This window comes from Ochrobactrum sp. A-1 (genome assembly GCF_022488005.1).
Classification (GTDB): domain Bacteria; phylum Pseudomonadota; class Alphaproteobacteria; order Rhizobiales; family Rhizobiaceae; genus Brucella.
Genome location: NZ_JAKVQC010000007.1, coordinates 1460515 through 1484433, shown reverse-complemented (window position 1 = coordinate 1484433; position 23919 = coordinate 1460515). Strand labels below are relative to the sequence as shown.

Below are 23919 nucleotides of genomic sequence, written 5' to 3'. Positions count from 1 at the left end.
TAGATTTTGCCATGGCGCCATGGCCGAGCGGGAAGTTCTTGCAGGTTACTCCCCCACTGTATTTCATCACGTCCTCCCACGGGACTGTGGAAACGCTAACGCATTCTGGAGAAAATCCCAAATGTTTTTGGTCGCTTTTTACGGCGAATTTAGTTTTCAATATTTATTGCGTCCAACTGCGGAAGAAAGAGTTTATTTCTGCTGTGCCAAAGAACGAAATAAAAAGAAAAAATCTATGGCCAGCCCGATCCTTAGAATTACACTGTGAATTTCTCTCATCCTAAAATTTAATTATGGAAAAATCATCGGTAAGCTTGCGCGATACTATCAAAGAACCTCACCAGATAGAAAACCATATAGGCTTGGCCACGGCACCGGAAGCCGCAGCCAATATCTCACATACAGACTTCAGACACCTTCTTTTAGTGAACAAACGGCAATTCCACTTCGCATAGGCGAAAGCCCATTCACTCAAGCCTCAACCCTATACGGCCATTTCCAGTTACGGATTTCAGGCATATCCTCACCATGTTCTCTCACGTATTTTTTGTGAAGCGTCAGTTTGTCTACAAATCTGGCGATCAAAGGTTCTGCGACATCGCCACCGAGTGGTAGTCGCCTGATGGCCTCAATGGCTAGATGAAACCGATCCAGCTCATTCAAGACCGTCATATCAAAGGGCGTGGTCGTCGTCCCTTGTTCGATAAAGCCGCGCACATGGAAATTCGGGTGATTCCTACGCTTATAAACGAGCCGATGAATGAGATATGGATAGCCGTGATAAGCGAAGATCACCGGCCGGTTGGTCGTGAAAATCCGATCAAACTCCTCGTCAGCAATGCCATGGGGATGCTGTTGTGGCGACTGAAGAACCATTAAATCCACGACATTGACTACCCGGATACGCAGATGCGGCAACGACTGCCGCAGAAGATCGACTGCCGCAAGCGTTTCCATCGTCGGAACATCGCCCGCACATGCCATCACGATATCGGGTTCCAGACCATCCTCAGTTCCGGCCCAGCTCCATATGCCGAGACCGGCTTCGCAATGGCGGATGGCTTCATCCATTGACAGCCACTGAGGCTCCGGCTGCTTTCCCGCAACAATTACGTTCACGCGATTCCAGGTTTTCAGGCAATGATCGCCGACCCACAGCAGCGTATTGGCATCGGGTGGAAAATAGGCACGGATGATATCGGCGCTTTTATTGGCCACTAGATCGACAAAACCAGGATCCTGATGGGAGAAGCCATTATGATCCTGACGCCACACGTGCGACGTCAGAAGATAGTTGAGGGAAGAGACAGGCTTTCGCCATTTCAGCTCCCGGGCAACCTGCAGCCATTTTGCGTGCTGATTAAACATGGAATCAACGATATGGATGAAAGCTTCGTAGCAGGAGAAGAAACCATGCCTGCCGGTTAGCAGGTATCCCTCCAACCAGCCTTGGCATAAATTCTCGCTCAACACCTCCATCACGCGACCATCCGCAGAAAGATGATCGTCTATGTCGAGCGTTTCAGCCATCCACACACGGTCACTGGCATCGAAAACCGCACTGAGGCGGTTCGACGCGGTCTCGTCCGGGCCGAACACGCGAAAATTTTTCTCGGGCTCATTCAGCTTGAGCACGTCCCGCAAGTATTCACCAAGTATCTTGGTCGATTGCGCGTCGATGGCGCCCGGTTCATTGACGTCAACGGCGTATTGACGGAAGTCAGGTGTGTGAAGTTCTTTACGCAGCAATCCGCCATTTGCATGTGGATTAGCGCCCATGCGCAGTTCGCCTTTCGGCGCAAGTGCACGCAGTTCTGATTTTAACGCGCCATTTGTGTCAAACAAATCCTCCGGATCATAGCTCCTCATCCATTCTTCGAGAATCTTGCGATGCGCATCATTCTCACGGCAGTTAGCGACAGGCACCTGGTGCGAACGCCAATAGTTCTCGACGATGAGCCCATCAACTTTTTTCGGACCGGTCCAGCCTTTTGGACTTCTGAGGATGACCATCGGCCATCGCGGCCGTTCAGGAGACTTCAGATCAGCGTTTTTCTTAATTTGCTCGATCCTAGCGAAGATCGTATCGAGCGTCGCCGCCATTTTCTGATGCATAGCCTTCGGCTCGCTACCCTCAACGAAGAACGGTTCATAACCATAGCCCTTGAATAGATCGGCCAGATCATTGTCAGAAAGGCGGGCAAGGACAGTGGGGTTTGCGATTTTATAGCCGTTCAGGTGCAGGATCGGCAGAACAACACCGTCACGCACGGGGTTGAGAAATTTGTTCGAATGCCATGAGGTGGCAAGCGTTCCTGTTTCTGCTTCTCCATCACCAACCACGCAGGCGACAACCAGGTCCGGATTATCGAATGCAGCGCCATAGGCGTGTACCAAAGCATAACCAAGTTCTCCGCCTTCATGGATCGAACCAGGTGTTTCCGGCGCGACATGGCTCGGTATACCACCAGGAAAGGAAAACTGCCGGAACAGCTTGCGCATACCCGTTTCGTCTTCGCTAACCTCGGGATATATTTCGGAATAAGAGCCTTCGAGATAAGTGTTCGCAACCATGCCCGGCCCGCCATGGCCGGGGCCGCAAACGTAAATTACATTGGCATCTCGATCCTGAATGATGCGATTGAGATGAGCATAAATAAAATTGAGGCCAGGCGTCGTGCCCCAATGGCCAAGTAATCTTGGCTTGATGTGCTCCGGTTCAAGTGGTTTGCGCAGTAAGGGATTTTCCATCAGATAGATCTGGCCGACGGAGAGATAATTCGCCGCTCGCCAGTAGCGGTCGATCAATGAGAGTTGCTTTGGGGCCAAGGGGTCATGGCCAGTCACGTTGTTCATGTCCTGTCTCCAGCACTAATTGTTAAGCCGTCACATTGACAGCGGCTGCGGCGATGTTCTGGATGACCTCGAGTGTTTCCGAGGCGATGACTTGCTCTTCGTCAGTGGGAAGCATAAACGCGGCTGTACGGCTCGCCTTGTTCGTAATCCTAAACGCATTGTCGCTGTTGGCAGCTGCATCGATTTCAATACCGAGCCATGCGAGACGCTGACAAACCGCTGCACGGATTTCCGGCTGATACTCCCCGATTCCGGCAGTAAAGATAAGCGCGTCGATGCCGCCAAGCGTGGATGCAAGACGGCAAATTTCGCCAGCGATACGCAGAGCAAAAATTTCAAGTGCCTCTCGAGCCTGCATCGTGTCACTTGCGAGCAAATCACGTGTATCGCCACTTTGTCCCGAAATTCCTAGAAGACCTGAGCGATGATAAAGCATATCGGACAACAGATCGGCCTGCATGGCTTCCTGTTGTATCAAATGCATAAGCACCCCAGGATCGACGGCTCCGCAGCGTGTCGCCATCGGTATCCCGTCGAGCGTCGAAAAACTCATACTGGTGTCGACGCTTTTGCCGTCAGCTATGGCACATAAGCTCGCCCCACTTCCCAGATGGGCTGCGACGACTTTGCCGTTGGCAAGCTGCGATTCCCACTGGCTGAAATTCCCGATGATCGATTTGTAGGAGAGACCATGAAAGCCATACCGCTTTATCCCACGTTCATGAAGATCGCGTGGAAGTGCAAAACGCCGGACAGTATCCGGGATGGTCTGATGAAAGGCGGTATCGAAGGACGCTGTTTGCATAAGATGCGGAAAGAGTTTCCGGATAGCTTTTATCAACGCGATGCTTTTCGGCTGATGGAGAGGTGCAAAAACGGACAGACGGTTGATAGCTTCGATATGTTCGTCGTCTATCAATACCGGCTTCGCAAATTGGTCCCCTCCGAAAACCACACGATGCCCGACGGCCTGAATCTGTGTCGGATCGACATGCTCAGCTAACTTCGCAAACAATTCTTCGAGAATGGTCGCAATATCGTCAGTGCCTACGGCAGACAGTGCGATGTCCAGATTTTCTGTCTCACCATGCAGCCGAAAATTCAGAGGAGTTTCGTTCAAGTCGATCACACCCCGCGAAACTTTTCGAATCTGTTGCTCGTCGTAAGCGAACACACCGATTTTCACCGTAGAAGAACCGGCATTGAACGTAACAAGCTGCTTGCCCACACGACAGCTCCCTGTGTTCGTGGCTGATGTATTACAACATAGAGAACTATTCCAAGCTGACGATATGCACAGTGCAGATAATCAATCTTTGATCGAGGATGCTCGGTATCCAGTTCTCCTTATATAAGTATAGAGCACCAAGTTCGGCCGCCGGGCACATACATGCATTGTCTCAAATCAACCAATGCTCTTTTTCAAATATCTCCCTCCTCAAAAAGTGATCATAACAGCCATCAGGAAGGCCAGATCCGCTCTCAATGAGTTTAATTGCCGACGAATTGATTTGTGGTAGCGTGATTGGAGCAGTTGTTGGCGTCTCCGTTCGTGAACAGGAGCCTACGGTGAAGCGTTGGGTTGTCCGCTGTCTTGCACTATTGCTGATTGTTTATGCCGCTTATGTCGGCTGGCAACGTCTTACTCCAAAAGACCCTGCTCTATTCCCCACCGATCAAAGCGAGGCCAAGCGGGGAGGAGGCCGTAACACCAACCTCGAACATGCGGTCAAAACCACGGTTGCAAAATCAGGATCGCTGCCAGTACTGCGCAATACAATCGGCACTATAGTGGCTGTGGCATCAACAGCAGTGAATAGTCCGGAGGCGGGTAATGTTGCAGCATTGAACGTCAAGGATGGCGCGATTGTCAAAGCAGGCGATCTTATTGCTCAGCTTGATGACCAGGCGATCCGTGCAAACCTCAGGAAGGATGCCGCTTCCGTTGCCAAGTCTCGCGCCACGCTGAACGATGCCGAAATTCAGCTGAAGCGCACGCAGGATCTGGTACAAAAAGGAGTCAGTACATCGCAGAGCGGTGACGATGCACTGGCCGCGCTGAAGGTTGCGCAAGCGCAACTACAAGTCGATCAGGCGCAACTTGCAGCTGACCAGGTAACGCTTTCACATATGGGCATTATTGCACCTTTCGACGGACAATTGGGTGTCGTTCAGGTTTCCGTGGGTGCCTATCTCGCAGCAGGAGCGCCTGTTGCAACGATTACGCAGATGACGCCAGTTTATGCAGAATTCACGCTTCCCGAAACCGATCTCGCACGTATTCGTTCGACAATGACTGCCGGAATGTTGAAGGCCGATGTGACTGCGATCTCCGCAGATGGAAGGAGCGTCACCGAAAGTGGCCCCGTCAATTTCATCGATAACGCGATTGATCCGAGCAGCGGTACCGTGCGTTTGCGAGCCACGCTAGACAATCATTCCGGCAACTTTTGGCCGGGGCAGTCCTTGCGTGTCTCTGTCGATGCGGGGCAGATCGATGATCTGGTGCTGGTCCCCGATGTTGCTGTCCAACCGCAGGAAAATGGCTCCATAAGCTATGTGGTCAAACCCGACAATTCCGTTGAAATACGACCGGTGACGGTCACTTTGCGTGCCAACGGCATGGCGGGCTTGAGCGCGGGAATTCAGCCCGGCGAAAGAGTGGTTACGGAAGGCCAAAGCGCGCTCTCTAATGGCACCAAGGTAAAATTGGCCGACGCAGAACCGGATACCAAGGTTTCATCCGACTGAACCGAATGAAGGTAGACTGGCAATGAATATTTCCGAGGTCTTCATTCGTCGCCCGGTAGCGACCATTCTTCTGATGATTGGCGGGTTGATAGGCGGGGTTGCAGCTTACTATCAGCTACCAGTCGCGGAATTGCCTGAAGCGGACTTTCCGACCATCAACGTCTCCGCGCAACTCGCTGGCGCGTCGCCTGACACAATGGCCTCTTCCGTCGCAACGCCGCTTATCAAGCAGTTTGAGACGATTGCAGGTATCGATACGATCAGCGCCACATCATCGCTTGGAAACACATCGATTACGTTGCAGTTCGACCTGACGCGCAATATCGATGCAGCAGCAGCAGATGTGCAGGCGGCCATTACGCGTGCGCAACGGCAACTGCCGGATAATCTCACCACGCCACCGAGCTATCGCAAGGCAAACCCCGCTGACGCGCCCGTTATCATTCTGGCCCTAACAAGCGACGGCGCGCGGCTGACCCAGATGGATGATATCGCGCAGAACATTATCTCCCCAGCCTTGTCGACTATCTCGGGCGTGGCACAGGCGCAAGTTTATGGTTCGAAGACCTACGCGGTCCGCGTGGAAGTGGATCCTGACAAACTGGATAGCCGAAATCTGTCGCTATCGGGCCTCGGCGATACCATTGCTGCAGCGAATGACCAGACCCCGGTCGGAACGCTGCAGAACAGTTCGCAGGCACTGACGGTTAACGCGAAAACCCAGCGCACGAATGCGGCGGAGTTCAAGGACTTGATCGTTGCAGGCAGTGGTAACCGTATCGTCCGACTGTCCGATGTAGCCACGGTGCTGGATAGCGTGGATAACGTCAATCAGGGTAGCTGGCTGGATGGGAAACAAACGATCGCTCTGGCTGTTCAGCGTCAGCCCGGTTCGAATACTGTGGCTGTTGTCGATGCGATCCGCGCCAAGCTTCCCGAAATCGAGACGGCGCTGCCTGCACAGATGCATATCGCGGTCGTCAACGATGCTTCAGCATCTATCCGTGCAGCAGTGGCAGATGTTCAAACGACACTGGCCATAACCATCGGCCTTGTGGTGCTGGTGATCTTCCTGTTTCTGGGGCAGTTCTGGGTGACAATGATCCCAGGGCTTGCGGTCCCGCTTTCTCTAGTCACGACATTTGCAGCGATGTATGCCCTCGGTTTTTCCATCGACAATATTTCGCTATTGGCACTGACATTGGCAGTGGGATTGGTCGTCGACGATGCCATCGTGATGCTTGAGAATATCGTCCGTCACGTGGAGGAGGGACTACCCCCTTTTCAGGCAGCTGTTGTCGGTAGTCAGGAAGTGACAGGTACAATAATTTCCATGTCGCTGTCACTGGTTGCCGTCTTTCTGCCGATCCTTCTGATGGGCGGTATCGTCGGACGGGTGTTGAACGAATTCGGCATGGTGGTCACGCTGGCAATTCTGTCTTCGGCGCTGGTCTCGCTGACGGTCACGCCCATGCTTGCTGCCCGTCTGCCGCACACGCAGGCAGAACCTGGACGCATTGCGCAAATGTTGGACCGGGTGACGGCAGGTTACGGACGCGCTGTCGGCTGGTGTCTCCGACATCGACTTCTGGTGATGTTGCTTTTCGTGCTGAGTTTCTTTGGTTCGGTATGGTCGTTCATGACATTGCCACGCAGCTTCTTCCCACAGGAAGATACGGGACTGGTGACCATCTCAACCCAGGCCAGACAGGACATCTCCTATCAGGGCATGAGCGAATTGCAGAAGCAGGCGGCCGCCATCGTTTCTGACAATCCTGCGGTTGAGCATGTTACGGCGTCACTTGGAAGTGGGCCGGGTGGTTCGACATTCAATACAGGCTCCATGTTTGTACAGCTTAAAGCGCGAGATGCGCGCCCGCCGCTGGACCTGACGCTGAGTGAACTTCGGAAGAAACTTGCCGGACTTCCGGGGCTGACTGCATATCTCACCCCAGTACAGAGCTTGCGCTTTGGCGGCCGTAGCACGCAAAGCCAGTATCAGATCGTTTTGCAATCGCTAGATGCCAACGAAGCACGCTCCTGGTCGCAAAAGCTTGGCGACGCGATGAAAGCAGAGCCGAACACTTTCGTTGATGTCGCTTCCGACCTGCAGGACAATGCGTTACAGGCCCACATTGATATTGACGACGACAAGGCGGGAAGCCTCGGCATAACGTCGGAAGCAATCCGCAAGACGCTGGAAGCAGCTTATGGGACACTCACGGTGTCGCAGATACAGACGACTGGCAATAGTTATGATGTCATCATCGAACTTGACCAGAGCAGGCCTTGGGATGAGACGATGCTGGGCGCACTTCGTGTTCCATCCGCGTCAGGCGTGCTTGTTCCGCTCGCAAGTTTTGCGACGATCTCCCGGACGAATGGTCCGGTAACGGTCAATCAGTCCGGTCAGCTCGCTTCTGTCACGCTCTCCTACAACCTGCCAGCAGGTGTTTCTCTTGGCACAGCGACAGATCGTCTGGAAAGCCTGCGCAACGAGATCGGCATGCCGGTTTCCGTTACAATGCGTGCGTCCGGTGCGGCGCAGATTTTTGCTCAATCGACCGGAAACATGGGGCTTCTCATCTTCGCGGCGATCGCAACGATCTATATCGTTCTGGGTGTTCTTTACGAAAGTTTCGCCCACCCGCTGACAATCCTGTCCGGTCTGCCATCGGCGGCTTTCGGCGCGCTGGCGACATTGCAGCTTTTCGGGTTCGACCTTTCGATCATAGCGCTTATAGGTCTTCTCATGCTGATCGGCATCGTGAAGAAAAACGCGATCATGATGGTGGACGTCGCCTTGACATTGAAACGGGATGAAAATCGTGCACCGGACGACGCCATCCATCTTGCCGCCATTCGACGGTTTCGTCCGATCATGATGACGACTTTCTGTGCGCTTCTTGCGGCGGTACCCGTTGCACTCGGTCATGGACAGGGTTCCGAACTGCGCCAGCCGCTTGGGATTGCGGTTATGGGCGGTCTGATCTTAAGTCAGGTGCTGACGCTGTTTATCACACCGGTCATTTTTGTGGAGATTGACCGACTGGCAAGCAGTCGTTGGTTTAGGCGGAAGAAAACTTCAACTAAACAAACGTCAAATACAAATGCCTTCAGGTGAATGGGCCTACAAATCCAGTCAGTTTTGAGGTGCGGGAGCAGCAGTGACTAGCGAGTAAGCCCAGATTACACAAATTCAGTTTAAGTTTAACAGTTAGAACTGCCCTGCAACAAAACCTGCGTAACCGTCGTCCAGCGTCTTGGACAAGATCGCCGAATAGTCGGCGAAGGACCGATCATCGAGGCGTATGCGCCCGAATGAGGGATCTGCGAACTGTTTTATCGGAACAAGCGCAAGCGGCGTTGAAACCGGTGTCAGATGTGCACCTTGCCCGGCACGCAATGTCGTCAGGATACCAAACATTTCACCTGTAATGCTTGGGCGGGAGAGCACGGCCATGCGGTACTGACCGGATGTATTCGTGACGAGATAGATGTGCCCTGAAAGATGCGGAACGGAGACTGTACCCTGTTGCGAGAATGAAACATCGGAACGTTCCCGCTCACAAAAATTGAGATGCCCGACATCGAAATCCCAACCGATTTCCGTGGTGTAAGCGAAGATGGCCTTGTCCTCGCCAAAGGACGGACGCAAGGTCAGGTAATCGCCTTCAAGCCATGAAACCGAGGCGCGCGAATAGGCGCCCAATTCTTCCGCTGCGTGGCTGTTGCCGTTCCTGGCCAACGAGACGGGAGTATCACCTGCCTGTTCGCGCAGGGCGACACCCATTGCCTGTTCAAGCCGGATGATCGTTGCAAGTGTGAAGGGCCTGTGGCCCGACAGCGCTTTTTCCAAAGTCGAAAGACTGATCCGCGCTTCATCGGCCAGAAGCTGGCGCGAAATTCGCCGCCGGGCAATTTCCTCACGAACCCGTACGGCAACGCGGGCATTGAGCTGGTCGGGAAGGTGAGAGTCCTGATCGGACATGGCATATCCTGAATTGCGTACTTTTCTTCACAATTCCACACATATGCGTAACCGGCAAGGCGGTTTGCGGAAAGTGACGGCTGAAACTTGGCAAAGCTTACGCTGGAGTGGAAACAGTGGCTCCAGCGACAATGGCTCCAGTTCTTCGAGGTGAACAAGGAGCACGCCATGTTACCCGCGATAAGTCTTACAAATCATAACAATAGGCGCCGGATACTCTCCCGCTTCTGCTCATTCGTCTGGTTCTGCAACATGGCGCTACTGCCTGCGCTAGCCGTCATCTTCTGCCTGTTGCAGATTGTGCAGGCTCGTGCAGAAACACCCGCTCTCGTCACGCCGAACGAGGTTCAATCCGGCAGTCTTTTGCTTGAGACAAGCGAAGCCGAGCGTTATGTCGAAGCGCCTCGGATCGCAACGGACGTCAATCTCGATGTGAGTGGGCCGACGGCCCGAGCCCGGCTGACGCAGGCATTCGAGAACCCGACCGATGGTTTCGTTGAAGCCCTGTATGTTTTCCCATTGCCGGAAGAAAGTGCGGTCTATTCGCTGAAGATGGTCATCGGCGATCGCGTGATTGTCGCTGAAATCAAGGAGAAGCAGGCAGCGCGCGCAATATATGAACAGGCGAAAAGCGAAGGCAAAAAGGCCACGCTGATCGAACAGCAGCGGCCCAACGTGTTTACCAATGCGGTTGCCAATATCGGCCCGCATGAAAAAGTCGTCATCCAGATCGAGTATCAGCAGGCGGTGCGGCTTTCCGATGATCGTTTCTCGCTGCGTGTGCCTTTGGTCGTCGCACCACGTTACAATCCGGACAATGCCTCACCCGTTGTCCAGGAAGTCGAAATGAAAAACGGTTGGGGCAAGTCGAGCGATAGTGGCAAGCCCGATACTTACAATTCGCCGCTTAGAACGCCTTTGGCCCCACCGGCTGCCTTGCGAACCAATCCTGTGACCATCTCAGTCAATCTGAAGGCAGGCTTCCCGCTTGGAAAGGTCGAAAGCCTTTACCACAGGATCAGGATCGACGCGACGAACGACACGACACGAGAAATCACGTTGGACGGAACGGCTGCTGCTGATCGTGATTTCGTTCTGGAATGGAGCGCTGTCGCAAGTGATGCACCGCAGGTCGGGCTGTTTCGCGAAAATATCGGCAAGGACGATTATGTGCTTGCCTATGTTACGCCACCGGCTGTTGCCAACGCAAAAAAGGTCCAGCGTGAGGTTATCTTCGTGATCGATAATTCCGGATCGATGGGCGGCACTTCCATTGAACAGGCAAAGGCCAGCCTGGATTATGCACTGTCGCATCTCCAGCCCGGAGATCGGTTCAATGTGATCCGCTTTGACGACACATTGACCAAGTTCTTCGAAGATTCTGTCGATGCCAATCAGCAGAATATCGCGTCCGCCCGCCGTTTCGTAACGAACCTTGAAGCGCAAGGCGGTACGGAAATGCTGCCTGCCCTTCATGCAGCGCTTGATGACAGCCACCAGGGAAATGGATTGCGCCAGATCGTGTTTTTGACCGACGGCGAGATCAGTAATGAGCAGCAATTATTGGGTGCCGTTGCGGCACGTCGGGGGCGCTCGCGTATTTTCATGGTCGGCATCGGCTCTGCCCCGAATTCCTATCTGATGAACCGTGCGGCAGAACTTGGACGCGGAACCTTCACCCATATCGGGTCGGCGGCTGAAGTGGACGAACGCATGCGGGCTCTGTTCGACAAGCTTGAAAACCCGGCTGTTACCGATCTGAAGGCCAATTTTTCGGAAAAGAATGTGAGCATGACACCCTCCCTTCTGCCCGATCTTTATCGTGGTGAACCGCTTGTCATCGCCGCACGAATGGGCAAGGCGACCGGAAGCCTTGTTATCGAAGGCCAGATTGATGGCCGTCCGTGGACAGTCAATCTGCCGCTCGACCAGGCAATGAATGCTGAAGGCATCTCAAAATTGTGGGCACGTCGCAAGATTGACGATGCGGAAGTAGACCTTACCCTTGGCAAAATTACTCAGGACGCAGCCGATGCGCGCATTCTTCGCCTGGCACTGGAGCATCATCTGGTCAGCCGGCTGACGAGCCTTGTGGCTGTCGACAAGACACCGTCGCGACCGGCCAATGCACCGCTGACCCGCGCCGATATTCCACTGCAACTGCCTGCCGGGTGGGATTATGACACGCTGTTCGGCATCCGCGCGGACCGCAATGTCGGGGATCACGCAAGCATGGACATAAATGGGGTGAGCGACGCTGTTCGCAGCCATGAAAGCCCTGCCTCACCATCATCGCCATCGCAGTCGATCCCGCTGCCGCAGACGGCAACGCCAGCGACACTGCTGCTTTTGCAAGGCTTGGGTTTGATGCTGGTTGGACTGTTCGTCTTCTGGTTCTTCCGTCGCAAGGAGAATGTGTGATGCCTATCAATCAGCTTGTTACGGGGAGCGCGCTGAAGCGCTCCCTTCTCCCCGCGCTTGGTATGGTGCTGATTGCGATGGGGCTGGCAATTGCCGGTCAGGGAATCTGGATCCATGCGAAAGCGTTTGCGGCTCAGATCCTGTTGGAAAAGGCCTTTTCCGAAAGCATTGAAACGGGCGCTCCGGTTAAACCCTGGAACTGGGCCGATACATGGCCGGTTGCCCGCATCGAAGCCCCAAGGCTCAATGAATCAGCCATTGCCCTGAAAGGTGCCAGCGGACAGGCATTGGCTTTCGGTCCCGCTCATCTGGACAATACGCCGATGGCCGGCGAACGCGGAACGGCCATCTATGCGGCGCATCGCGATACGCATTTCGCATTTTTGAAGAATATCGAAAAGAACGACCAGATACTTGTCACCCGCAGCGACGGAAAGAAGGTCTCCTATCGCGTCAGCTATATGACCGTGGCGCGGTGGGATGAGGCTAATATCGCTCCAGATAGCGAAGGCCACCACCTCGTGCTGGCGACCTGCTACCCATTTGATGGGATTACACCTGGTCCGCTTCGCTATCTGGTCCATGCGGATATGGAGGAGCCGCATTAGCTAGCACCAACTATTGTTTTTACGAAGACAGATGGCGTGATCGAAGCCCAGATGCGCGCTTCTTCCTGAAACTAAAGGTGGCAAGTAAGTCTAACGCCAGAACTGTGAGTCCCAACGACCACGATCACGGATGTCGTCACCGATATCAAATTTCGGAATCCAATAACGCCGTCATCGAGCTAGAATTAACACCCATTCAACCCCGCCGAGCTTTGGCAGAGAAATGCACAGAGCATCGGCATTAGTAAATCAATTACAGTGCGTATTATGGCTATCCAGACGCCAGATGATAGGCCTGACCGCATAAATATAATGACAGAAAAAAGAAGAATTTCTTCCACAAATACTGACACAGTTATGACAACTGGATCAAAATGTCAGACGAAATAATCATTGGGAGAAAGCTACTTTGGCGTCGACTTCTAAAAAAGCCAATGCAAACGGCAAGACCAGCCAAGAAGCAGAAAATTCCTATTTAATATTAGCTCATTGCTGAGGCACCCACAAGACAGCGTCTGGATTGATCCCCAATAGCAGTCCCTGTGCAATTGCTCGCGCCTTCACCTCTCCACTTGCCTCGGGCTCGCGCGAAAGTACCCAGAAATAGCTCCGCGTGGACCCGACAATGATCGACCACTGATAATCGTCTTCATCTATATCAACGACATTATAGCCGCCATAGAAAGGTCCGAAGAACGAAACTTTCAGCGCGCCTTCGTCGGTGGATCGCACAAAACGGGCGGTTCCTGTGGCTTGCGTCCAGCGCGCTTTCCACGGATCAAAGCCGCGATTGACCACTTTTACGGTTTGATCGGAGTTCAATGAATATTCTGCTGTCGTCCGGATCAGGCCGCGCTCGAAACGATTTTCGAGGCGGCCGACCTCGTACCAACGGCCCAGATAGCGCGTGAGATCGAAGGGTTTTACCGGCACGATACCCTTTGGAATCTGCGGCGAGCTTGCCCGCGTCAGTGCATATCCCACCGCCAGCCCTGTCAGACCGAGAGCAAGCGTTCCAAATCTCATCCTCTTCCCTTCCTTTGTTGCATGAAGAGACAAACCGATGTGATGGCGATTGGTTCCGAACCGCAAACAGCGCAGGCTTTCGCAGCGTCATCCAACTGTCATGCAATCAGAATAGAAGCTCCCAATCTATTTGGATTGTGGAAAAATGTTGCATTCCTCGAATATTAAAGCGGATATCGCCGTTCGGGCTGAAGGGCTGAATCTGGCCTTTGGTCCGGCCACTATATTGAAGAATATCGATCTTTCACTGCCGAAGGGACAGACGCTCGCTTTGCTCGGGCCATCCGGTTGCGGCAAGACGACCTTGCTCCGTCTCGTGGCTGGCCTTCTCGCCCCGACGAAGGGCTCGATCACAATCAACGGCGTCACCGTCGCCGATGCCAAGACAGGATCATTCATTCCGCCTGAGAAGCGTCATCTGGGCATGGTGTTTCAGGATTATGCGCTCTGGCCGCATATGACTGTTTTCGGCAATGTTTCCTTTCCGCTCGAAATGCGAGGCCTCGGCCGTGCGGAACGCGAAAAACGCGTTGCCTCGGCACTCGATCGCGTCGGCCTTTCGGGCTTCGGTGAGCGCGCCATCAGCGATATGTCGGGCGGCCAGCAACAACGCGTCGCCATTGCCCGTGCCATCGTTGCCGAGCCGGGACTGGTACTATTCGACGAGCCGCTGTCCAATCTCGACCGCGAACTGCGCGAAAACATGGTCACGGAGATCGGCCAGCTTGTCGCCAATCTCGGCCTGACCGCAATCTATGTCACCCATGACCAGAGCGCAGCTTTCTCGCTTGCCGATCAGGTGGCCGTCATGCGCGCCGGTGTGATCGAACAGCTCGCCGCCCCCGAGGCGCTTGTCGAAGAACCGACGACACCGGAAGTTGCAGATTTTCTGCGGCTCGGCTGTGTCGTGCCTGTGGAGCAGCGCGACAATGCCTACAGGATTGCGCGCACCGAAATCCACATCGCCCATGGCTCTCATGCGGGACAGGCAACGCATGTCTTGTTGCCGTCGCGCTCGGTTCGCAGCGTGCCCGCAAGTGATGCAGCCATTCTAGCAACGGTCCTGCGCTCGCAGTTTCGCGGCGACGGCCATCTGACCACGGTGCGCATCGGCTCCCAGCAGGACGGCCACGAACTGACCTATCTCGACAGCATCCGCCTTTCACCCGGCGTTCCGGTCGGTATTTCGGTCGATGCCAGCCAGCTTCGCTGGTTCTCAAAATAAGACCATCACATCAGGTAACATCTCAGGAGGCACAGATGAAGAAATCCATTCTCGGCGCGGGGCTTGCGCTTGTTACTGCTTTGCTCACCAGCACGGCTGCCTATGCGGACATCACGGTCTATTCGGCAGGCCCTGGCAGCCTGATTGAAAAGCTGGCAGCGGGCTTCACTACCAAGACCGGCGCAAAGGTCAATGTCTTTCAGGCAACGACCGGCAAGGTTATGGCCCGCATCGAAGCGGAAGCTGCCAATCCGGTTGTCGACGTTCTGATTTCCGCATCGTGGGATACGGCAACCGATTTCGCCAAGCGCGACTGGCTGGTCGCCTATACCAGCCCGAACGCCGAAAAAGTGCCGGATTTCCTCAAGAATGAAACGGCGGTCGCTCAAGGCGTTTCTGCCCTCGGCATTGCTTGGAACCCTGCCAGCAAGACGCCGAAGCCCGCCGAATGGGCGGATCTCGCCAAGCCTGAATACAAGGATCTGGTCAACCTGCCGGATCCGGCACAGTCGGGCGCGACCTTCGAGCTCGTTGCCGCCCTTCAGGCACAGCAGGGCTGGGACCTGTTCAAGAATCTGCATGAAAACGGCGCCGCTGTCGCCGGTGCCAATGCAGAAGCTTTGAACCCTGTCCTCCAGGGTGCGAAGGCAGCAGTGTTCGGCGCTGTCGACTACATCTCGCTTGCCGGCAAGGCCAAGGGTGAATCCATCGACGTCATTTTCCCGGTATCCGGCACCGTGATCGCCCCCCGCCCAGCCATGATCCTCAAATGGTCGAAGAACCAGGACGAGGCCAAGCAGTTCATCGATTACATGCTGTCCGATCAAGGCCAGAAAATGGTTGCCGACACCTATCTAATGCCGTCGCGCACCGATATTCCAGCCAATCGTCCACTGATCGGCGACCTCAAAATCCTGCCGGTCGACGCCAAGGAAGTCTATGGCAAGCGCAATGAAACGCTGAAGGAGTTCGGCGCCGCTTTCGCCGTTAGCAACTGATTTTTGAAGGACAGACAGATATGAAGACAGGCAGTGCGGCGGCTGGCAATCCGCTCGGATTCGTTGCGGTCGCAGGGCTCGCATTCATCGTCGCGGTGCCGTTTGTCTTCATTGTCCTTCAGGCAATCTTTCCGCAGTTGGGGAGAGGCTCGCTGGCCGAGCCTTTCCTGCATCTCTCAGCCCTTTTCGAAGACCCGAAACTTTTGCGCATGAGCGGCAATACCGTGCTGCTCGGGCTTTCTGTGGTGGCACTTTCCGCCCTTATCGCCGTTCCGCTTGCGGTTTTCCGGGCGCTCTACAAGGTTCCTTTCGCCGTATTGTGGGACGTGCTGATGCTCGTTCCGTTCATGATCCCGCCCTATATCGCCACACTTGGCTGGATCATGACCCTGCAACCGCGCGGCTATCTTGAACAACTCGCCGGTTTCAATCTGGCTCCATTCCTGTTCTCGGTCGCAGGAATGAGCTTCGTCATGGCGCTGAACACGTTTCCGCTCGTCTATTTTGCGGTGTCGCGCACAATTGAAGCAGTTGGCGCTCGCTATTCCGATGTCGGACGGGTGTTTGGGGCTTCGCCGTGGCGCTCCTTTATTCGCATTACCCTGCCGCTTGCGACGCCGGGTCTCGCGGCAAGCCTCCTTCTGGTTTTCGCAGCCGCCATCGAGGAATATGGTACACCCGCAGCCCTTGGACGCCGCTCCGGCTTTGAAGTTCTGGTGACGGAAATTGATCTCCGCATTTCCGACTGGCCCATCGACCTTGCGGGTGCTGCCGTCTTTTCACTGGCGCTTGTCTGCCTGTCGCTGGCCGCTTTTCTGGTCCAGCGCTGGATACTGACGCGCCGCTCCTATGTGACGACCGGCGGCAAGCCACAGGCAAAGGACAAACGCCCGCTCGGAGCGCTCACCATTCCCGTGGTGGTTCTGTTCGCTATCATCGCCTTTGCTGCGACCGGTGTTCCTCTGCTGGCCATTCTGGCGACCGCTCTTTCCAAAACCGTGTCTGGCGGGCTGACGCCATCGAACCTCGGCTTCGACAATTTTGTCGCCATTGCAGAAAACAGCGCAGGCGGCATGCGTGCGCTAGTCAACAGCCTGTCGCTCGGCATTGCAAGCGCCCTGCTAACGGGATTTCTTGGTGCGGTTGCTGCCTATGCCGTGGTGAAAATGCGTTTCCGTGGCCGCTTCTGGCTCGACGTTCTGACCGTTCTGCCGAATGCCCTGCCCGGCGTCGTTGTGGCAGTCGGTCTCATTCTGGCATGGAACCAGCCCGTGCTACCCGTCTCGCCATACAACACACCTCTGATCCTGCTGCTCGCCTATTGCTGCATTCTTCTCCCGCAGCCGATCCGCTATGCATCGGCTGCCTTTCACCAGATCGGTGACAATCTGGAAGCTGTTGCACGTGTTTGCGGCGCAAACAGTTTCACTGCTTTCCGGCGCATCATGCTGCCGCTGATCACGCCGAGCCTCATAACCGTCATGCTGCTCGTCTTCGCTGTCGCGACCCGTGAGCTGGTCGCGTCAATCCTGGTCGCTCCGGTTGGAATGCAGACCATCTCGATCTTCATCTGGCGCCAGTTCGAACAGGGGTCGGTTGGCCTCGGCATGGCCATGGCATTCATCGCCATTCTCATCACCACGCTTTTACCGTTGGTCCTGATGGGATTGTTGAAGCGCTCCGGCCTCGTTAGAGTTTGACCAACCATTTCCAAACACAAGTATATGGCAGCAAGATTTGCAATCGGCTCCCTATCGTTAAACCTTGCTGCCATCCAACTCATCACGTCTCTGGTGAGTAACCGAAAGTTACAGCCGGGTTTTCCGCCGTCTCCACCCAGATGCTTTTTGCTTGCGTATATGCCATCAACGCATCCTTACCGCTCGATCGGCCGTAACCGCTCCGACCGAAACCGCCAAACGGCGACATGACCGAAATGGTTTTATAACCATTGATCCAAAAGGTTCCGGCCCGCACGTTGGCCGCAACACGGTGAGCCCGCGCGACATTCTCCGTCCAGACCGCTCCGGCAAGCCCGTAGGGATTGTCATTGGCAAGCACAATTGCCTCCGCCTCCTCGTCGAAAGGCATGACCGCGACGACCGGACCGAACACTTCCTCCTTGGCAATCGTCATTGCAGGATCGACACGATCAAGGATTGTTGGAGCATAATAATAACCACCTGTCTCCTCCAGTACTTCCGGCTTCTTACCGCCTGTTGCTAGCACGGCCCCATCGGCGATCCCGTCGCGAACCATCTGGTCAATCTTTGACCATTGCCGTTCATTATTGATAGGTCCAATATGCGAGTTATCGTCATAGGGATCGCCTACGACAATACGGCTCGCCGCATCAGCATAACGCTCTACAAATTCCTGATGAATGGAACGATGCACCAGCAAACGTGATCCAGAAACGCAGCTCTGGCCAGCCCCGCTGAAGATTGCCGACTGCGCGCCAACGATTGCGCGATCTATATTGGCATCTGGAAAAACAATATTGCCCGATTTCCCGCCCAGTTCCAGAATGCAAGGGATCAAATTCTTTGCAGCCGTCGCGGCAATCATAGACCCGGCCTGCGCCGAACCAACAAAAACGACTAGACCCGTGCACGGATGAGACACTGCAGCCTGCCCGGCAGTGGGACCCTGTCCGGCGATTACGTTGACCAGACCACGCGGCACGCCACCTTGCTCGCACATCAAGCCAAGGATAAGGGTCGAAAGCGGTGTCAGTTCAGATGGCTTGATGACAATGCCGTTGCCTGCACAAATTGCGGGTGCGATCTGCCATCCACCAGTGAAAAGAGGAGCATTCCATGGCGTAATCTGTGTAACGACGCCAATCGGTTCATGGCGCGTATAGTTGAGATGGCTGCTTGGCACCGGAATAACATCACCATAGAGCTTGTCGCACCAGCCGGCATAATATTCGAACATCTCGGCAACGCGCACCGCCTCGCCACGAATGTCGCGGATGGGACGTCCGGCAGAACGGCTTTCGATTTCAGCAATCAGCGGAGCATGCTCGCGGATACGCCGAGCAATTTCGTTCATCACCCGACCACGCGCAGATGCTGTCAGAGCCATCCACTCTTTTTGGGCGCGAGCAGCACTGTCCATCGCCGCATCGATAATCGCTTGGTCCGCATCCTTGAACGAGGCAAAAATCCTACCGGTCGCCGGGTCTGTCAGATTCTGTTGGGCACCGCTTCCGACAATAATCTCACCATTCACTAAACTGCCGATGACGCCTTTCGGAAAGAAACTCTTGAAAATTTCAGCAATACGCGCGGCTTGCGCATTAGGATCAATTCTAGGTGTCATGGTTCTGCTCTTTACTTTGATGAAACAGGCTGGAAGGCGCCCATACGAGTGAAGTCGTCACTATCCTTGAGATTGTCTGAACCGGCCCAGAGTTTTGCCACGACAGATGTCAGAGGATTGTCCGCACCTACGCGCTCAGCCATTTCCTGTGCCAAACGTACATCCTTACGCATCAACCCCATCGAGAAACCACTGTCGAACCGGTCGTTCATTATCCAAGTCGGGAAATGAACTTCGCTGATCATGGATTTGCCAGAAGCAGCATTCAGAACACGGAGGGCAGATTCGGGGCTTATTCCAGCGGCGAGCGCAAGTTTCAGACCCTCGCTAGTTGTCACCATATGAGCCGCAGCAAGCAGGTTGTTGACGAGCTTCGCAACATTACCAGCACCGCTCGGCCCCACATGCAAAGCTTTGGCCGCCATGGATTCGATAACGGGTTGCGCCAGCGCCAAATCCGCATCGCTGCCACCAATCATCATCGTCAGTTTGCCAGAAGCAGCCCCTGCCGGCCCACCACTCACGGGGGCATCAAGGAAACCATGTCCGAGTGCATCGAGCTTTTGCGCGAGCGTACGACTTACATCTGGTTCGGCGGTCGACGTATCGATGATGACCACACGCCCGCGTCCTTCATTCAGTTGATGGATGTGCGCATTGACTACATTCTCGACATCACGCGCCGTCGGAAGTGAAAAAACCAGAAAATTGGATTTTTCGAATAGCAGGTCGAGTGTATCTGCGGGCATTACGTTCGCCTTTTGCGCCAGCGCCTTACGCTCTGCAGACAAATCAAAGCCGAGCGTAGCGAAACCTTTTTTCGCCAAGGTCTGCGCCATGCCGAGCCCCATACTGCCGAGGCCGACCACGCCGATCACCGGCTTTCCCTCTTGCGCCATTCCACTTCTCCATTGTTCCATCAAGCGACCTTGAGGTCACTCCCGTTTTGAATGGAAAAGCTCGCACCAAAGCGCGCGATCGCATAGCCGGTTTGCAGACAACGCTGCGTCCCGTGACGAGCAACAGTGATTGGGATGACTTATCTGAACGCCGCCATGTTGTTGGCAAGAAATCCGCTCAAGCGTTCAACTGAATTCGGTAGCCGGCGCTGGGCACGCACCATCAGATGTGCACTTGCTTCAGCCAGCAGCGGGTCGGACAGTTCGCGTATGGCGACAGCCTCACGAGCCAATTCGGTGGAGACGGCAAAGCGAGGTAAAAATGATATGCCAAGTCCTGCAATCACGAAACGCCTCAAAACATCAATTGATGTCGTTTCTACGAGGGGCGAAATCGCGAAGCCCCGATCAGCTGCAACCCGCGTGACCAGTTGGGTAATACCGTGCCCTGGTCCAAGCAGCGCATTAGGCAAACCTGCGCAGTCGGCTAGTTCCAGCCGATCCCTTGCTAATAGTGGATGTTCTGGCGGTGCGACCACGCAGAGTGGCTGTTTCGAGATGGCAAGCGAACGAACCCGGGCGTCAGTCAACGGATTATAGGCAATGCCGATATCAGCGTCACCATTGGCAATCCCGTCTAGAACGCTCTCCGTGCCACCAAGCTGCAGATCATACTGTACATCGGGATAGATTTTGACAAAGGAACCAAGACCATATTGCAAGATGTCAGCGAGAAAGCCTTCGCCACAAAGAATGCGGACCCGTCTCTGCTGCACACCCTTCAGAAAGCCAAGCTGCTCCGTCAGCAAGCTATGCTCTTCCAGAACGCGTCTGCTATGTTCCAGAACCAGCTCGCCAGCTTCGGTCAATATCATGCCGCGTGCGTTTCGCTCGAACAGAGGCAAGCCAATACTGCGTTCTGTTTCGGCGATCTGACGGCTTACTACTGAAGGCGCGACATTCATATGTTCGGCAGCACCTCGGATCGATCCGATCCGAACCACCGCCATGAACGTCCGCAATTCTTTTGCATCGAGCGTTTCCATGGCACTATGTTGCTTAGTTAGCATCACGGATCAATTGACGACAGGAACGACACAACACAGCATTCAGTTTGACGCCAGTTCGCTTGTGACCAGTTTGATCCAAAAATTTGCGCCTATAGGCAAAAGCGCGTCATTGAAATCGTAATACGGCGAATGCAGACCCGGATTAGGACCGTCACGACGGCTACCAAGCCAGAAATAGCAACCCGGTTTCTCCTGCAGCATAAATGCAAAATCCTCCGCTGCCATACTTGGGGCTGCATCAAGAACTTTGAGACCAAGATCGGGCGAAACAGCCAACTCACGGATTTTGCGGGCATTGTCAGCTGTATTGATCGTCGATGGATAACGTTCTTCATAATCAACACGTGCCGCGCAGCCAAAACCTTCGGCGATTGAAGTGGCAAGCGCGTGTATCCGGCGGGCAATCGTCTCCCCGACCTCTGGTTGGAACCAGCGGGTTGTTCCACGGATGATCATACTTTCTGGAATGACGTTCCAAGCGTCACCGCCATGCATCTGCGTTACCGAAACAACAACAGATTCCAGCGGCGAAACATTGCGACTTGCGATGGTCTGCAATCCCGTGACCAATTGCGCGGCGGCAACCACTGGGTCGGCGCCTTCATGTGGCATCGCTCCGTGCGCTCCCTTGCCGATCAGCTCGATCTCGAACGTTCCGAAGGCTGCCATCATCGCATCATCGCGAGCGACACAGGTGCCAACATCCAGTGCGGGCCAATTGTGCAGACCATAAACCGCATCAACCAGGAAATCCTTAAACAGCCCTTCGCGCACCATCTCGCGACCGCCGCCTTCATTTTCTTCAGCCGGTTGGAAAATGAAATGCACAGTTCCATCAAAATCAAGCTTGCTGACAGATTTTGCTGCAGCAAGAGCCATGGCTACATGCCCATCATGACCGCATGCATGCATTTTGCCTGGAGTCTCCGACACATAGCCGACACCGCTTTTTTCAACGATTGGCAGAGCATCCATATCCGCCCGGATACCGATGGCGCGTTTCGATGTTCCCCGCGTCAAGCTGCCAATCACGCCAGTTCCGGCATAACTGGACCGAACGCTGAAACCCCATAGCTGGAGCTTTTCCGCAATGAAGGCAGCGGTCCGATTTTCCTCGAATGCGAGTTCGGGATGCCGATGCAAATCATGGCGCCAAGTCATCGCTTCCGCTACGTCGGCTTCACTGAGAAAAACGGTCATATGAGAAGTCTCCCTACATTTTCATGGCAGACCCGGTCATCGGGCCTGCCATGAGACGGTTTAACCCGTGATATGCAATGTCAGATCGGCGACCACCACCGAACCAAGGTAGGTGCCGATCATCACGCAAATAGCGACGATGACAATCTTCCAACCAGAGCGACGTGCAATCTCGAATTCATTACGCGTCAACGCCAGTCCTCCATAGGCCAGCGCCGGTGTTGCCAACGCCAGAAAATTCAGTTCCCCTACTTTCGCCAGAACGAACTCCGCCCCCGGGACGCCAGGGATGGTGATAAGGATGGCGATGAGGGAAACCCAGGCGACGCTCGGTAGATAGAATGGCATATAGCGCGCGAGCATTAAGCCACCAATGGATGCAGCGTAAAGGACAGCCATGCCAGGCAGGGCTTGTAAAGGCGTAACGCCGGTACCAACCCAGTTTGCGACTAGCCCAAGAAAGCACGCAATAACCAGAAGAAGAGCATTCTCGACGATATCAATTTTGCGTTCGTCGGTGGTCTCGACAGACAAGGTCAGGTTGTCGACCGTATTTTTCATCGATTTAGAAGTCATCTGCCTCTCCCCTTACGCAGCGTCACGATATTCTTCGGGACGGCATTTCTTGTAGAGCCATTCCGTCAGTGGCAGCGCCACAAAAAGACCGACGTAAAGTCCGGTCGCATAAGTGAGAATGTTACTGGCCGCGGCCAAGGCTAGAATGAGGTCTTTCTGTTCAGGTAAGACACTGACCAAGCCACCCGTACAGGCAGCAAGCATGCTGCCGGAACCAACACCGCACGACATCGCGAGCGCCCGGAAGTCAAACAGTCCAAGACCGTGCACGAGTGGCGGCATGAGCGCAAACACAAATGTGCCGATCAACGTACCGGTCGCATAGACCCCCATAACCCCAGCGCCCTCCGGACTATCCAGGCCATATTTATCGGCGATCAGCGCCAGATTGGGTTCGCGATCAATGGAATAAGTCGCTCCGACGGTTTCACGCCCCATGCGCAGCAGAAAAACAGCAACCGGAAAAGCGACAGCAATGGTTCCGAGGTTGCCGATCTCCTGCAAGACCAACGCGGGGCCAGCGGCGATGATATTCTCAATCTGAGGACCAACAGTCGTCCCGAATTTTGCAATGAACGGCATGATGGCGATGGTAATCATCGTACCCGAAAGCTTGACAGAATCCGACTTCAAGACTTTCCCTGTCGCCTTCAAAATATTCGGATTCAGGATGACGCCAAGTGCAAATGCGTAAAGCATCGGTAGAAAGATTACAGCACCGATACCGATGGATATTTTCTGAATGCCAATCAGTTCTGAAATACAGATGATTGCCAGTACAAATGCATGCAACCAAATGTGGCGCATCGCAAACACATTATTCCCCTTCACGCGGGCCTCCTTGTTTTTTCTTCATACGCGCTGCGCGCCAGTATGATGAGTTTAGGCTCCAGTACCAGCCTCAGGGGAAGGAACACAGCGTTGCTTTTGCAACAACACAGGAAATTAGTAGTATGTTCACCGAGCCGGAC

At 54.4% G+C, this 23919-nt stretch carries 17 protein-coding genes; 7 read left to right on the top strand and 10 right to left on the bottom strand.

Going from position 1 to position 23919, the window contains the following annotated elements; genetic code table 11:
• Positions 1 to 471: 471 nt before the first annotated feature.
• Together MKS82_RS25310 and MKS82_RS25305 are read right to left on the bottom strand one after the other, a co-directional pair.
• Positions 472 to 2856: a phosphoketolase family protein gene (locus MKS82_RS25310; protein ID WP_109986682.1), complete on the bottom strand. Its 2385-nt coding sequence runs from the start codon at positions 2854 to 2856 to the stop codon at positions 472 to 474.
• A 22-nt stretch (positions 2857 to 2878) separates the two neighbouring features.
• Positions 2879 to 4084 (bottom strand): acetate/propionate family kinase, encoded by a 1206-nt coding sequence (locus MKS82_RS25305; protein WP_109986681.1) that lies wholly within the window; start codon positions 4082 to 4084, stop codon positions 2879 to 2881.
• A 530-nt stretch (positions 4085 to 4614) separates the two neighbouring features.
• Between MKS82_RS25305 and MKS82_RS25300 the strand changes: the two genes are divergently transcribed.
• Positions 4615 to 5607, top strand: coding sequence for an efflux RND transporter periplasmic adaptor subunit (locus MKS82_RS25300; protein ID WP_235969084.1), 993 nt, complete (start codon positions 4615 to 4617; stop codon positions 5605 to 5607).
• Positions 5608 to 5629: 22 nt separating this feature from the next.
• The gene (locus MKS82_RS25295; RefSeq protein ID WP_109986680.1) at positions 5630 to 8731 is read left to right on the top strand and encodes an efflux RND transporter permease subunit; all 3102 of its coding nucleotides are present in this window, start codon (positions 5630 to 5632) and stop codon (positions 8729 to 8731) included.
• A gap of 93 nt (positions 8732 to 8824) precedes the next feature.
• On the opposite strand, the gene MKS82_RS25290 is transcribed toward MKS82_RS25295, so the two are convergent.
• The gene (locus tag MKS82_RS25290) at positions 8825 to 9598 is read right to left on the bottom strand and encodes a helix-turn-helix domain-containing protein (RefSeq protein WP_109986679.1); all 774 of its coding nucleotides are present in this window, start codon (positions 9596 to 9598) and stop codon (positions 8825 to 8827) included.
• Positions 9599 to 9766: 168 nt separating this feature from the next.
• On the opposite strand from MKS82_RS25290, the gene MKS82_RS25285 reads away from it, so the two are divergent.
• Entirely contained in the window at positions 9767 to 12019 is a 2253-nt protein-coding gene (locus MKS82_RS25285; protein ID WP_109986927.1) for a marine proteobacterial sortase target protein, read from the top strand.
• Positions 12019 to 12627, top strand: a complete 609-nt coding sequence (locus MKS82_RS25280; protein WP_109986678.1) for a class GN sortase — start codon at positions 12019 to 12021, stop codon at positions 12625 to 12627. The genes MKS82_RS25285 and MKS82_RS25280 overlap by 1 nt, the downstream gene beginning before the upstream one ends.
• A 486-nt stretch (positions 12628 to 13113) precedes the next feature.
• Here MKS82_RS25280 and MKS82_RS25275 read toward each other — a convergent pair whose 3' ends face one another.
• The gene (locus tag MKS82_RS25275) at positions 13114 to 13653 is read right to left on the bottom strand and encodes a lipocalin family protein (RefSeq protein WP_109986677.1); all 540 of its coding nucleotides are present in this window, start codon (positions 13651 to 13653) and stop codon (positions 13114 to 13116) included.
• Between the two features lie 145 nt (positions 13654 to 13798).
• On the opposite strand from MKS82_RS25275, the gene MKS82_RS25270 reads away from it, so the two are divergent.
• Genes MKS82_RS25270 through MKS82_RS25260 form a run of 3 tightly spaced genes read left to right on the top strand, consistent with a single transcriptional unit; the run spans position 13799 to position 17576 of the window.
• Positions 13799 to 14878, top strand: a complete 1080-nt coding sequence (locus tag MKS82_RS25270; protein WP_109986676.1) for an ABC transporter ATP-binding protein — start codon at positions 13799 to 13801, stop codon at positions 14876 to 14878.
• A gap of 35 nt (positions 14879 to 14913) precedes the next feature.
• A complete protein-coding gene (locus tag MKS82_RS25265; protein WP_109986675.1) occupies positions 14914 to 15876 on the top strand; it encodes an ABC transporter substrate-binding protein in 963 nt (320 codons plus the stop codon).
• A gap of 20 nt (positions 15877 to 15896) precedes the next feature.
• Positions 15897 to 17576 carry an ABC transporter permease gene (locus tag MKS82_RS25260; protein ID WP_109986674.1) on the top strand — a complete coding sequence of 560 codons (1680 nt, stop codon included), beginning with the start codon at positions 15897 to 15899 and terminating at the stop codon, positions 17574 to 17576.
• A gap of 82 nt (positions 17577 to 17658) precedes the next feature.
• Here the strand turns inward: MKS82_RS25260 and MKS82_RS25255 are convergent, their stop codons facing one another.
• The 6 genes from MKS82_RS25255 to MKS82_RS25230 all read right to left on the bottom strand — a co-directional run bounded on the left by MKS82_RS25255 (position 17659) and on the right by MKS82_RS25230 (position 23755).
• Positions 17659 to 19203: an aldehyde dehydrogenase family protein gene (locus tag MKS82_RS25255; protein ID WP_109986673.1), complete on the bottom strand. Its 1545-nt coding sequence runs from the start codon at positions 19201 to 19203 to the stop codon at positions 17659 to 17661.
• Between the two features lie 11 nt (positions 19204 to 19214).
• Positions 19215 to 20102: an NAD(P)-dependent oxidoreductase gene (locus tag MKS82_RS25250; RefSeq protein WP_109986672.1), complete on the bottom strand. Its 888-nt coding sequence runs from the start codon at positions 20100 to 20102 to the stop codon at positions 19215 to 19217.
• 140 nt (positions 20103 to 20242) lie between these two features.
• Positions 20243 to 21148: a LysR family transcriptional regulator gene (locus MKS82_RS25245; RefSeq protein WP_240579460.1), complete on the bottom strand. Its 906-nt coding sequence runs from the start codon at positions 21146 to 21148 to the stop codon at positions 20243 to 20245.
• Positions 21149 to 21211: 63 nt separating this feature from the next.
• Positions 21212 to 22372: a M20 aminoacylase family protein gene (locus MKS82_RS25240; protein ID WP_109986670.1), complete on the bottom strand. Its 1161-nt coding sequence runs from the start codon at positions 22370 to 22372 to the stop codon at positions 21212 to 21214.
• A gap of 60 nt (positions 22373 to 22432) precedes the next feature.
• Positions 22433 to 22948: a hypothetical protein gene (locus MKS82_RS25235; RefSeq protein WP_109986669.1), complete on the bottom strand. Its 516-nt coding sequence runs from the start codon at positions 22946 to 22948 to the stop codon at positions 22433 to 22435.
• 12 nt (positions 22949 to 22960) lie between these two features.
• On the bottom strand, positions 22961 to 23755 hold the full coding sequence (locus MKS82_RS25230; protein ID WP_109986668.1) for a DUF3100 domain-containing protein: 795 nt from the start codon (positions 23753 to 23755) through the stop codon (positions 22961 to 22963).
• Positions 23756 to 23919 lie beyond the last annotated feature (164 nt).

Bases quoted from the DNA above. Each gene is read 5' to 3' on its own strand.
- MKS82_RS25310 (WP_109986682.1), bottom strand. From the start codon at position 2,856: ATGAACAACGTGACTGGCCATGACCCCTTGGCCCCAAAGCAACTCTCA.
- MKS82_RS25295 (WP_109986680.1), top strand. From the start codon at position 5,630: ATGAATATTTCCGAGGTCTTCATTCGTCGCCCGGTAGCGACCATTCTT.
- MKS82_RS25290 (WP_109986679.1), bottom strand. From the start codon at position 9,598: ATGTCCGATCAGGACTCTCACCTTCCCGACCAGCTCAATGCCCGCGTT.
- MKS82_RS25285 (WP_109986927.1), top strand. From the start codon at position 9,767: ATGTTACCCGCGATAAGTCTTACAAATCATAACAATAGGCGCCGGATA.
- MKS82_RS25280 (WP_109986678.1), top strand. From the start codon at position 12,019: ATGCCTATCAATCAGCTTGTTACGGGGAGCGCGCTGAAGCGCTCCCTT.
- MKS82_RS25275 (WP_109986677.1), bottom strand. From the start codon at position 13,653: ATGAGATTTGGAACGCTTGCTCTCGGTCTGACAGGGCTGGCGGTGGGA.
- MKS82_RS25270 (WP_109986676.1), top strand. From the start codon at position 13,799: ATGTTGCATTCCTCGAATATTAAAGCGGATATCGCCGTTCGGGCTGAA.
- MKS82_RS25265 (WP_109986675.1), top strand. From the start codon at position 14,914: ATGAAGAAATCCATTCTCGGCGCGGGGCTTGCGCTTGTTACTGCTTTG.
- MKS82_RS25260 (WP_109986674.1), top strand. From the start codon at position 15,897: ATGAAGACAGGCAGTGCGGCGGCTGGCAATCCGCTCGGATTCGTTGCG.
- MKS82_RS25255 (WP_109986673.1), bottom strand. From the start codon at position 19,203: ATGACACCTAGAATTGATCCTAATGCGCAAGCCGCGCGTATTGCTGAA.
- MKS82_RS25250 (WP_109986672.1), bottom strand. From the start codon at position 20,102: ATGGCGCAAGAGGGAAAGCCGGTGATCGGCGTGGTCGGCCTCGGCAGT.
- MKS82_RS25245 (WP_240579460.1), bottom strand. From the start codon at position 21,148: ATGGAAACGCTCGATGCAAAAGAATTGCGGACGTTCATGGCGGTGGTT.
- MKS82_RS25240 (WP_109986670.1), bottom strand. From the start codon at position 22,372: ATGACCGTTTTTCTCAGTGAAGCCGACGTAGCGGAAGCGATGACTTGG.
- MKS82_RS25235 (WP_109986669.1), bottom strand. From the start codon at position 22,948: ATGACTTCTAAATCGATGAAAAATACGGTCGACAACCTGACCTTGTCT.
- MKS82_RS25230 (WP_109986668.1), bottom strand. From the start codon at position 23,755: ATGCGCCACATTTGGTTGCATGCATTTGTACTGGCAATCATCTGTATT.